Origin of the sequence: Alteromonas sp. ALT199 (assembly GCF_018619335.1) — a bacterium.
Taxonomy (GTDB): domain Bacteria; phylum Pseudomonadota; class Gammaproteobacteria; order Enterobacterales; family Alteromonadaceae; genus Alteromonas.
On the sequence record NZ_JAHHDX010000107.1, the window covers coordinates 1 to 10,535 of the forward strand.

Genomic DNA, 10,535 nt, shown 5'->3' on the forward strand with positions numbered 1-10,535 from the left:
ATCTTCAACTTATGACGGCTCGAAGATGATTGTTGCGGTTGGCGGAATTAATAAACCCACGGCTTATTATTTATTTAATAGAAATAAAAAACAGTTAGCTAAACTTACTGATTCGCGACCATGGTTAAACGATTTTGAGATGCCACAATCAAAAATTGTTACCTATAAAGCAAGAGATGGTCAAGAATTATCAGGGATTCTTACATTACCTGTCGGTAAAGCTAAGAACCTACCTTTAATAATGCATCCTCACGGTGGTCCTATCGGTTTAAAAGATACACTTACTGAAATGAGAAGCGATGCTAAAGTCTTGGCAGCTCATGGTTATGCGGTTTTCCAACCTAACTTCAGAGGTTCAGGCGGCTACGGCTTAGAGTTTCTGAAAGCAGGCTTCAAAACTTGGGGTACAGTGATGATAGACGATATGACCGATGGCGTTAATTATCTTGTTGAACAAGGAATTGTTGATAAAGATAGAATGTGTGTTTACGGTGCTTCGTATGGCGGCTATGCAGCGCTGCAAAGTGTCATTAGAGAGCCTGACTTATATAAGTGTACGGTAGGTTTTGTAGGAGTCTATGACCTAGCACTGATGAAGAAAGCCGGCGACATTCCAGAGTCTCAAAGTGGTATAAACTACTTAAATCGCGTACTGCCCGATGATGATAGCCAGTCTCCGATTAAAAACGTCGATAAAATTAAGGTACCTGTATTCATTATTCAAGGTGAAGAAGATGTGCGAGTACCAAAAGAGCACGCTTTTGCCCTACGGGATGAGCTAGAAAAGCAAAATAAACCGTACGAATGGATGATGAAGTCTGGTGAGGCTCATGGTTTCTATAAAGAAGAAAACAACGTTGAGCGTTGGACTGAGATGCTTGAATTTTTTGACAAATACACTGCTCAATAAATAGTATTTAAAGTTTGTTCTTTATTTAAAAAGGAGACGGTGAATGCCGTTTCCTTTTTTTGCTAGCTAAGTTATCTTTGCAATATGTTGGCTATCAAGAATCTTACTTGCAAAGCAATTTCAGCAAAGAGGCCCCATGTGTGGATTTATACAACGTGTTACTGACTCACCAGACGTTATAGCGCTTCTTGAAGAAGTAGGTCTCACACAAAGCATTCCGCTTTTCGTCAACGAGTCTTCTACAAGCAATGTTATAAACTTTTATCCCGCATTTGGAAATGCACCTGAACGACAAATTACCAATTTAATTGTTTCTTGTGATAGCACTATAGATGCTACTTGGTGGTTTGATGCTAAGCCCGTAGGCAACACGTTAGAGGTTGGCAATAGAACAACATTTAACGCCCGTAATCTAGAAAGCCCTTATTGGGGAAAGTTTATTCGAGAACGGCGGGCTATAGTCGTAGCAACGGCTGTAGGTGAGTCAAATCCGTCTGGGAAAGGAAAAGCACATTATTTAATGAAGCCCACTAGCGGAGCATTGCTTATTGGCGCGGTATATCGGCGGTTTAGTAATGGGCTATTTTCCTGTGCAGTAGTAACACGTCCGCCTATAGATGGCTTTAGTCAGTATCATGAAAAATCCATTCCCTGCTTTCTTCCACATGACAGTCACGCTATTAATGCGTGGCTAACCGCTGACAAAGAAGGCGCATTGGATAATGAGGTGGAGTATATTTTGAATAACCCTCGTATTTATACCGACCTTGAAGTCACGCGAGTAAAAACGTTTAAAAGCGGTGAGGCAATCGGTGAAGTTAATATGTTAAAGGCTGACGAAAACTTTTGAATTAAACTCGTATGCGAACAAAATAAAGGCGGCTTTAACAGCAGCCGCCTGTGATAAGCTATGTTCTAAATAACGTTTTATTTAAGGTAGGAAAGTAAGGTTTCCTCGTCCGCACCTAAAACATTCTTTTTCACTTCTTTATCGACAACATCCGTACATTGAGATGACATTCCGTTTCTTAATTTGCCAAGAAATCCTGGCCCGCTAATAATATCAATTGAGCCTAGTGCACCCCGTTTACGCTCACCATCTAGCCAGTCGGCAATGTCACTGGCAAATCGTTCATCTTCAAGTTCTGCGGCATCTTTTCGGTTCATGCTATCAACGCCCGGTACCTGCGAAGCGGGAGCCGATTGTCTGCCGGGTTTATCTGTATAAATGTCTTGGTCACTCGCGCCACTAAACTCATTGTGCCATTTCTTTACTTCAACAAGTGCACTTCCGTGGTTGGTATAGGTGTAAGCTGTGGCGTCGTCGTGGTTAGCCACAATTACGTAGTGTTTTTGAACTGTCATACAGCCTCCTATGTCCATTTATGTAAAACATTCACGTTTATAGTGTTCGGTAATGGCAAGTATGAAAAATATGCCCAAAACCCGAGATAAAACGCTAATGTAAGAGGGGAGTTGCAATATCAACACCAAGGCTAAAACAATTAACAATAGGCGGCTATTGTACTCGCTACCTTGAATCGGGTTTCAACCGCTGCAAAGAGCTTAGTTGGAATAATAATTAAGAAGAAGCAAATTATGCTTAATCTATAAGGTTAATATAGATTACCAAATCATAATATATGTTTTTGAACAATAATATTGATTGGAGGGAGGTTGCAGTCTACATTAATCATTATAAGAAATAGGACATAAGAAATAAGAGATAAGGACTTTCCAATGAATAAAATAGGAATACTAGCGGCGTTTCTATTCTTACCCACGATAGCGAATGCTACAAACATGATTGAATCTGGGCACCCAAACTCCATTAATAGCCCTAAAAAGACTTCTTTTGCGTCACTTCCAGAGGCATCGTCTGAAAACTCAGCCTCGTGCTATGTTGTCTCCGAATACTACAATGGAGTAAGGGGGCAAGAAGTAGTCAGCAACCAAATTGAAAGCAGTATTATAGAACACGTTAACGGTAAAAATTTAGATCTCAATGATTTATCTAAAGGTGAGGAATTGACTGGTCTAGAAATTGAAATCGATGACCATTCAGTAGACCTTAATGTTTATCGTGATTTAAGTGGAGAGTCTAGCATTGCTATTGTTGGTGACGCTGAAAATCGCTTGGTTTTTAGACTTGGCCTTTTGCTGGAACGCTCTACAAATCATAAATATAAGTTAAATTCGGTAACACTAGGCCTAGACAGAGGCATGTCTAAAATTGACGGGATGACCCATGCGCTAGCATTTATGGATGGCGAAATAGATGAAACAACTAATACTATTGCTGACGACGAGCAGTGTCGAAGAGAACTTGCTAAAAAACAGGCAAAAAACCAATATCGGGGGGCTTATATTGGCCCAGGTCTAGATTCTTCAAATATTTTAGAGACCCTTTCTCCAGGAATTTGCAAAAGAACAGTGAGTATGCGTACTTGCTATGCGAGTAAGGGCCAGAATCCTTGTACAGAGGCAGTGTACTCTTTTCCGGAGCGGTGCCAGTAACGGAAAACAGAACTAAATTATGCCAGGCCTTTTCAGCAAAGTCTTTACAAGCACTTCGCTGGTTTTGGTAATCCAGCCAGTTTAGTGGCTTGCTTGGCCGGGCCTTTTTTGAAGAGTCGCTGCAGGTAGCGGCTATTACCTTTTTCTGGCCCAAACTTATTGGCCATGGCTTTCACCAAAGCACGAATCGCTGGGCTGGTTTCGTATTCTTCATAGAATGCGCGCACGAAACGCACCACTTCCCAGTGGGCTTCGGTCAACTCAATGTTCTCTTCTTGCGCCAGCAACTCAACCATACCTTCTTCCCAAAGGCTATAGTCGAGTAAATACCCGGCTTTGTCTGTAGGGATCGCTTGGCCTTTATAATTGAAGCTATAGGTTTCTTGTGTCATGAAAGGGGGATCCAGTGCTGATATTTTGCTGATATTGCAGCAAGTTCTTTGTGAGAAATTGGATTAACATGTTCAGGCAGATTTGCGCCCCTAGTAGCCGCATCTGTACTCAAGAACGAGAGGTTAAGCGTTGGTTTGTCTTCTACCGAGTTTTTTGTCGTGCTCTCTACCGGGCTTGCTACCGTACTTTTTACCGTATTTGCTGCTGAATTTGCAAGTTGCTCAAAAAACGCAGAATTTAACGCAGGGGCATAAACGCCATCACCAACAAATACAACATGAGTAGAGGTCGATTGCTCATATGTGGCTTCAATGAGTTGTTTGTATTCAGTGCCCAAATTTGGCGTTGAAATAGTAATAAGCATTAGAATGTCACCACATGGTCAACGCTTTGGATAAGCGCAACTTTTTCTTCTGGGGTTATCCACTCACAGTCTAACTCATCAACTAAACTGTTATTAGCAAGAACCTGGTCAATGTCGTAGGTATCTGCACTTGCTTTACACACAAAGCATTCTTCGATATCGAAAAATGGCATGCTAGCCAAACGTTTAGTGTGATTTTTCAGCCCTTTGGTAGATGCTGCCTTAACAAGCTGCAGTATACCTTGGTTTTCAAACAGCACCTTAACATCGTGACCATAGTTTGTAGCGGCAAGCGCAAAGTCTAAACCGTCTTGGCTTTTCGCACTGGAAAATGGGCTTTGGGTAAATCTAATAAGTAGTTGCGCCATTAGAATTGTACCAACCTGTTGCAGTCGTGAAGCGCAGTGAAGAACTCGCCTAAACCTGCTTGTTCGAAAGGTGCGCCTAAATTGGCCTGAGATAACCCATTTTCTTTCGCCTCTAACTCACTCACAATGCCTCGCTTAACGGCAGCGGTAATGCATACGAGTAACTTTACCCCGTATTCAGTTGCCAGAGCCTTCCAGCTATCAAGCGCAAAAAGCTCGTCGCCCGTTTTCAGCATTAAGTTGTTAGTGTGGTGTACACCTTCACTGTAAAAGAACACGTGGTTTATTACATCACCATTATCAATAACCCCTTGCGCAAAGGAGAGGGCACGCAAAGCCGTGTCGCCTTGAAACGGTGATGATGTGATAAGTATTGAATATTCTGCCATACAAATAAAAACACCCCGGTTAAGGGGTGTTTATCTTTTCAACCTTTAACGCTAAATTAATCGTCGCCGCCAAACGCACCTAGAAGGTGAAGGATAGACGTGAACAAGTTATAGATGTTCAAGTATAGCGAAACTGTAGCGCGAATGTAGTTTGTTTCACCACCGTGGATGATACGGCTTGTATCAAACAAGATGAAACCTGACATGATGAACACTATCGCTGCACTAATTGCTAGGCTTACCGCAGGTACTGCGAAGAAGATGTTCGCAATAGCAGCTACAAGCACTACAACTAAACCTACAACCAAGAAGCCACCCATAAACGAGAAGTCTTTCTTAGTAGTAAGGGCATAGCCAGATAGCGCAAAGAACACAAGTGCTGTTGCACCCAGTGCTTCCATGATTAGGCCAGGACCAGCTACACCTAAATAGAAATTAAGCGTGTAACCCAAAGATGCACCCATTAAACCAGTGAATGCAAACACCCAGTAAATACCAGACGCTGAATCCGCTTTTTTCTGGACTACAAAAAGAGTAATAAATGCGCCGATAGTCATAACAAGAGACATCATAGGAGAAATGCCTACCGCCATTGCTATACCAGCACAAACCGCACTAAACGCTAGTGTCATCGCAAGCAGCATATAGGTGTTGCGTAGAACCTTGTTCGTCTGCAATACCGATGGTTGAGATGCACTTGAATACATCGAACGTTGATCCATTGTTTCCTCCAACAGGACTTATGATATGACCAAAATGGTACACAATTATTTAGTGTATGTTGTATGGGTTTTAGTTCCCGTTTTCAAGTAGTTTCAGATGAAAATGGTGTCAGGTGAATATAAAAACATCTTTTATACGTGCTAAATAGCATATTTGATTGAAATCTCGGCACTTGAACAACTTTTTTAATTTTTCGCTTTACAGTCATAAAAATATCATTAAGATACGCAGCACTTCAGGAGAGTTGGCAGAGCCCGGTTTAATGCACCTGACTTGAAATCAGACGTGGGGTCAAACCCACCGGGGGTTCGAATCCCTCACTCTCCGCCATATTACGAGAAACCCGCACATAGTTGCGGGTTTTTTTTATGCCCGTCTATCACGTTAAACTTTCGTATAAGACCACAGTCGCATTGTTACATTCCATTCACATGTTTAGGCTTGCGTTTTCTTCGCGCAATCTAAAGGTGTTATGTGTCACAGGAAAGTTCTTCTTATCAAAATCTTCACAAACCGAGCAGTAGCTTTAAATCACGAGACGATTATTTAAACCACGAATTACAAATACTTTCTCCTAAACGTTGGCGGTTAAACCTACCTGGTAAAGATTATCGCGTTGAGTGGGAAGACTTTGTGCCCGGTATGGCTGCAACCATAGGTAAAATTGTTATGGTTGCCGCCGTCGTTGGTGCATTCGCAGCGCCGCTTGGTTTATCACCTGAATTTGTTATTGAAAACGTACGCTTCGAGTTACTTATAGCCGCAATACTATTTGTAGTTTTAATTTCAGGTTTCCTAAACCCCTCGGCTAACTTAGCAGGTACACACGGCCCGCTTTTACCACTGGTGCCTCTTATCGTTGCTTCTGGTGGTCACCCCATGGCGCTCGGCCTGCTTATCGGTTTGTTTGGTTTCATATTAGGCATAACAAAGGGCGGTAGCATACTCGCTAAACTCACCAGTAACGGTGTGTGTGGTGGGCTATTGCTATATTTAGGTTTCATAGGCATTACAGGCCAGGTTAAGAAGCTATTTGCGTGGGCAGAGAGCTTCGACATGGCTTATTTAGCCTTTGTAGTGCTGATTGCCACTATTCTTATGTACGCATGGCTAGAGCATATTAAAAAGCGCTGGTTAGCCATTCCACTTGGCGCAGTGATGGCTGCAGTAATAGCTTTTGCTTTTGGCGCACCGTTTGAGTTCACCACATCGCCGGGTATGCCTAATTTAAACCCTGCATATTGGTGGGGCGAAGACACAGGCTGGAAACTAGGCTTACCAGACTGGTCGCACTTTATTGCAGTGCTTCCTTTTGCTGTACTCGCAGTGTCTATGTGGTCGCCAGACTTTTTGGGGCATCAAGTTTTTCAAAAGCTTAGCTACCCGAAAAAAAGTGAAAGGGCGCACATGAATATCGATGACACCATGATCGCAGCTTCAAGCCGTCAAGCAGTAGGAAGCTTATTGGGAGGTGGTAATATATCCTCTTCGTGGGGAACCTACATTATTCCTGCGTCTATTGCTCGCAGACCCATTCCAGGTGGCGCATTAGTTACCGGGCTATTGTGTGTTGTCGCCGCGCTGTGGGGTTATCCTATGGACCTAGCTATTTGGCCTCCAGTACTCTGTGTGGCTTTAATTGTTGGCGTGTTCCTTCCGTTAATGGAAGCGGGTATGCAAATGACACGAGAAGGAAAAACAACCCAGTCTGCGGCATTGGTCGTCATTTCGTCTGTGCTAGTTAACCCTGTATTTGGGTGGTCTTTTACTATGTTATTAGATAATTTGGGTTTAGTTGGGTGTAAAGACAGGGCTGGTGACTTAGGCAAAGCAGGGCGCTGGGTTATTCCAGGTATTACTTTTTTGGTGCTGTGTACGGTTATGGCGTTAATCGGTATGTTCCCTGGTGTACCAGCAATAATGGAAAGCTTTAGAATGTAATGTTGCAGATATACGGCGTGGGAACTTTCTTCCACGCCGTTTGATGTCCCTCGTCACTCTCTCTTGCCTTTTCTATTTGTTTTTTCTCTTGTCTCTGTTCCTTGCGTGCTAGGTAACTTAACCTTAAAGATGCTTGCATGGTTACGCGTACCGTTTTTTAGCTTCCGCTCTATTTGTCCCAATGGGGTATATCTCCAAAGTAGTTTGACAAGAAGTCGATGAAAACCCTGAGTTTATTAGAGATAAGCTTTCTGTGCGGGTAAACGGCGTATAGCGAAATTGCTTGCGGTACGAATTCATTTAGTATGGAAACCAACTCACCGTTTTTAAGCGCTTTACCAACAATAAAAGTAGGTTGAAGTACGTATCCTTCACCCTGTTTGGCAACATTGGCTAGCACTTCTCCATTATTAGCGGTTAGTTTAGGCGTCACTTTCTGGGCGCTTGCCTTTAGCGCCGCAATCAGCGCTGACTTATCGTTTTCATAATTCACGTAAGAATATTCAAGATAGTGCTCAGGCTTTAAATCGTTGGGGTGTTCTGGCGTACCGTATTTTTTCAGATAGGCAGGAGAAGCACATAAAGCAAGTTTTATGGTCGTGATCTTTTTAGCTATCAACGTTGAACTAGCGAGATAGCCGGCACGTATCGCAACATCAAATCCTTCATCTATAACATCAATTTTTCGGTCATTAAGCTGCAAGTTTATCGACACATTAGAGTGGGCTTGTTGAAATGCACTAAGTGCACCAGCTAAATGCAATGTTGCAAAAGACACAGGAGCACTTACATGAAGTACGCCTTTAGCTTCTGAGTTTAACAAGCCAAGCTGGCTTTCCATATCATTCACACTTTCAAGAATAATGTCTGCATGTTGCAAGCATTGTCTACCGGCCTCTGTTAGATGGATTTTCCTAGTCGTGCGGTTAAACAAGCGTGTATCAAGTTGCTTTTCCAGCTCAGCGATGTATTTGCTAACCAGTTGGTTTGACGTATCGAGCTTTTCTGCAGCTTTAGTGAAACTGCCCTCGTTTGCAACAACCCTAAATGTCTTCAACAACGATAATTTATCCACTTTTTGTCCGTACCACTTAATTAGCAACGCCGTGTTGGTAATAATTCAATATTTATTCGCTTTATTCAATAGCTGTTGGTAACTATTCTGTGCACCTAAGGTTAGCGCACTCGCTACTCAGTGAATTTAAGTAGTGCGCTCCAGTGTTTTGGTTACGACACTTTTTAACCCGACACTTTTAATATGACGCTTTCTACTACAAAAGACTTTAAGGATACGGCAATGAATAAACAATTTTTGAAGAGCATTTTTACATCAAACAACAGTGTCTCTAGTTTGGTTTTACGCGTTCCGGTTGGCATTATATTGAGTGCTCACGGTGCCCAGAAGCTTTTCGCCTGGTTTGGTGGTTATGGTTTGGAAGGCACGGGACAGTGGATGGAGAGCATAGGTTTAGCCCCTGGCTTCTTAATGGCACTGTTGGCCGGTAGTGCTGAGTTCTTTGGTGGGCTAGCGCTTATTATAGGCTTACTAACTCGACCAGCGGCTTTGGTGAGTGCCTTTACTATGGTAATAGCCATCTTCAGCGTACATGCAGCGAACGGTTTGTTTATGAGTAACAACGGTTACGAATTCGCACTAGCGCTTCTTGCGGCGACGACTGCTTTAACCATCCAAGGTAGTGGAAAATTCTCTATCGACTCACTTATTAGTAACAAGCTTAATAAGTAGAACGTACAGAATGAAAAAATTTATTGAAGCCAGCTTAATATAGCTGGCTTTCTTTAAAACCAAGCCCTAAATTGCAGCGAACAATGAGTGATGCTATGCAACAGCGAATCCAGTCCAATACTCAAACCGTAGCGCAAATCACGACCGCCTATATTTCCCATGGCGGCGGCCCGCTTCCACTTCTTGAAATGCAGTCAAAAGGTGATGGAGAAAGCCCTACTTATCACGCGGAAATGATTAACGTATTAAAAGGGCTGTCAATTGAACTTCGAAAGCCAGATGTAATAATTCTGGTAAGTGCCCACTGGGAAGAGAAGGAAGTCTGTGTGACCACACATCCGCAACCCTCATTAATTTATGACTATTACGGTTTTCCACCAGCGGCATACTCTCTTAAATACCCTGCCAAAGGGGAGGAAGCGTTCGCGACTTCAATAGTTACAAGCTTAAAAGAGCAGGGTATAGTTGCGCGGGGAGATAACAAGCGCGGTTTCGACCACGGAATGTTTATCCCGTTAAGCATTATGTATCCCATAGCTGATGTGCCATGTATTCAAATATCGATAACCTCGGATCTCAACGCCAACAAACATATTGAACTAGGAAAAGCATTGAGAAAAGCGGTTGAAACGACAGTTACAACTAATGCAGCGCAAAAACACATATTAATTTTAGGCTCGGGTTCTTCTTTTCATAATATGCGGGGCTTTTTTGATAACGCCAGTGATGCGATGGGAAAAGCCACTCGTTTTAACAATTGGCTACAAAAAACGATGCAAAGCAATGTCTATAGTGAAAATGAGCGCGGAGCTCTACTTATCGATTGGTTCAACGCCCCAAACGCACGATATGCACACCCTAGAGAAGAGCACCTTATACCGCTGCATGTTTGTTATGGAGCAAATAGTAGAGCAGCTGACAAAGCCATTTCTTTAAAACTGCTTAGTAAACCCGCAAGCATGTTTGTTTGGAACTACTAATTTTACGCCTGCAGCTATTTTGTTGGGTCTCGCATTACTCAGTGCAGTGTAAAATACAGACAGTCCCAGTGTGCTGCCTTTGCCAATTTTTGAGCACTTTGTTTATCAATTGCTCGCTTAGAACAAAATGTTAAAATTAGTGCTTTACAGGCCCTAAGAAATCATTAAGATACGCAGCACTTAAGGAGAGTTGGCAGAGCCCG

At 42.7% G+C, this 10,535-nt stretch carries 13 protein-coding genes and 1 tRNA gene; 7 read left to right on the plus strand and 7 right to left on the minus strand.

Annotated features, from left to right (window positions below):
- On the plus strand, positions 1–910 hold a 910-nt coding region (locus KL866_RS11875; RefSeq protein ID WP_214995189.1), incomplete at its 5' end, for a S9 family peptidase.
- A 136-nt stretch (positions 911–1,046) separates the two neighbouring features.
- Entirely contained in the window at positions 1,047–1,760 is a 714-nt protein-coding gene (locus KL866_RS11880; RefSeq protein WP_214995191.1) for an SOS response-associated peptidase family protein, read from the plus strand.
- Positions 1,761–1,837: 77 nt separating this feature from the next.
- On the opposite strand, the gene KL866_RS11885 is transcribed toward KL866_RS11880, so the two are convergent.
- On the minus strand, positions 1,838–2,275 hold the full coding sequence (locus KL866_RS11885) for a host attachment protein (RefSeq protein ID WP_025255357.1): 438 nt from the start codon (positions 2,273–2,275) through the stop codon (positions 1,838–1,840).
- Between the two features lie 375 nt (positions 2,276–2,650).
- On the opposite strand from KL866_RS11885, the gene KL866_RS11890 reads away from it, so the two are divergent.
- Positions 2,651–3,427 (plus strand): hypothetical protein, encoded by a 777-nt coding sequence (locus tag KL866_RS11890; RefSeq protein ID WP_251140003.1) that lies wholly within the window; start codon positions 2,651–2,653, stop codon positions 3,425–3,427.
- 44 nt (positions 3,428–3,471) lie between these two features.
- On the opposite strand, the gene KL866_RS11895 is transcribed toward KL866_RS11890, so the two are convergent.
- The 5 genes from KL866_RS11895 to KL866_RS11915 are packed head-to-tail and all read right to left on the minus strand — an operon-like array spanning position 3,472 to position 5,663.
- Positions 3,472–3,819, minus strand: a complete 348-nt coding sequence (locus KL866_RS11895) for a TusE/DsrC/DsvC family sulfur relay protein (RefSeq protein WP_214995193.1) — start codon at positions 3,817–3,819, stop codon at positions 3,472–3,474.
- Positions 3,816–4,184, minus strand: a complete 369-nt coding sequence (locus tag KL866_RS11900) for a DsrH/TusB family sulfur relay protein (protein WP_214995195.1) — start codon at positions 4,182–4,184, stop codon at positions 3,816–3,818. Before KL866_RS11900 ends, KL866_RS11895 begins: the two co-directional genes overlap by 4 nt.
- Positions 4,184–4,552 carry a DsrE family protein gene (locus tag KL866_RS11905; protein ID WP_214995196.1) on the minus strand — a complete coding sequence of 123 codons (369 nt, stop codon included), beginning with the start codon at positions 4,550–4,552 and terminating at the stop codon, positions 4,184–4,186. Before KL866_RS11905 ends, KL866_RS11900 begins: the two co-directional genes overlap by 1 nt.
- Positions 4,552–4,941, minus strand: a complete 390-nt coding sequence (tusD, locus tag KL866_RS11910; protein ID WP_214995198.1) for a sulfurtransferase complex subunit TusD — start codon at positions 4,939–4,941, stop codon at positions 4,552–4,554. The genes KL866_RS11905 and tusD overlap by 1 nt, the downstream gene beginning before the upstream one ends.
- Positions 4,942–4,997: 56 nt before the next feature.
- On the minus strand, positions 4,998–5,663 hold the full coding sequence (locus KL866_RS11915; protein ID WP_014949619.1) for a Bax inhibitor-1/YccA family protein: 666 nt from the start codon (positions 5,661–5,663) through the stop codon (positions 4,998–5,000).
- Positions 5,664–5,902: 239 nt separating this feature from the next.
- Here KL866_RS11915 and KL866_RS11920 point away from each other — a divergent pair.
- Positions 5,903–5,994, plus strand: a tRNA-Ser gene (locus KL866_RS11920).
- 144 nt (positions 5,995–6,138) lie between these two features.
- Complete coding sequence (locus KL866_RS11925; protein WP_214995200.1) at positions 6,139–7,605, plus strand: DUF3360 family protein; 1,467 nt, start codon at positions 6,139–6,141, stop codon at positions 7,603–7,605.
- Between the two features lie 169 nt (positions 7,606–7,774).
- Here the strand turns inward: KL866_RS11925 and KL866_RS11930 are convergent, their stop codons facing one another.
- Complete coding sequence (locus KL866_RS11930; RefSeq protein ID WP_214995201.1) at positions 7,775–8,680, minus strand: LysR family transcriptional regulator; 906 nt, start codon at positions 8,678–8,680, stop codon at positions 7,775–7,777.
- 222 nt (positions 8,681–8,902) lie between these two features.
- Here KL866_RS11930 and KL866_RS11935 point away from each other — a divergent pair, with 222 nt between their 5' ends.
- Both KL866_RS11935 and KL866_RS11940 read left to right on the plus strand, forming a co-directional pair.
- Entirely contained in the window at positions 8,903–9,352 is a 450-nt protein-coding gene (locus KL866_RS11935; RefSeq protein ID WP_025255349.1) for a DoxX family protein, read from the plus strand.
- Positions 9,353–9,447: 95 nt separating this feature from the next.
- On the plus strand, positions 9,448–10,332 hold the full coding sequence (locus KL866_RS11940; protein WP_214995203.1) for a class III extradiol ring-cleavage dioxygenase: 885 nt from the start codon (positions 9,448–9,450) through the stop codon (positions 10,330–10,332).
- The last annotated feature ends 203 nt before the right edge of the window (positions 10,333–10,535 follow it).

Bases quoted from the DNA above. Each gene is read 5' to 3' on its own strand.
- KL866_RS11880 (WP_214995191.1), top strand. From the start codon at position 1,047: ATGTGTGGATTTATACAACGTGTTACTGACTCACCAGACGTTATAGCG.
- KL866_RS11885 (WP_025255357.1), bottom strand. From the start codon at position 2,275: ATGACAGTTCAAAAACACTACGTAATTGTGGCTAACCACGACGACGCC.
- KL866_RS11890 (WP_251140003.1), top strand. From the start codon at position 2,651: ATGAATAAAATAGGAATACTAGCGGCGTTTCTATTCTTACCCACGATA.
- KL866_RS11895 (WP_214995193.1), bottom strand. From the start codon at position 3,819: ATGACACAAGAAACCTATAGCTTCAATTATAAAGGCCAAGCGATCCCT.
- KL866_RS11900 (WP_214995195.1), bottom strand. From the start codon at position 4,184: ATGCTTATTACTATTTCAACGCCAAATTTGGGCACTGAATACAAACAA.
- KL866_RS11905 (WP_214995196.1), bottom strand. From the start codon at position 4,552: ATGGCGCAACTACTTATTAGATTTACCCAAAGCCCATTTTCCAGTGCG.
- tusD (WP_214995198.1), bottom strand. From the start codon at position 4,941: ATGGCAGAATATTCAATACTTATCACATCATCACCGTTTCAAGGCGAC.
- KL866_RS11915 (WP_014949619.1), bottom strand. From the start codon at position 5,663: ATGGATCAACGTTCGATGTATTCAAGTGCATCTCAACCATCGGTATTG.
- KL866_RS11935 (WP_025255349.1), top strand. From the start codon at position 8,903: ATGAATAAACAATTTTTGAAGAGCATTTTTACATCAAACAACAGTGTC.
- KL866_RS11940 (WP_214995203.1), top strand. From the start codon at position 9,448: ATGCAACAGCGAATCCAGTCCAATACTCAAACCGTAGCGCAAATCACG.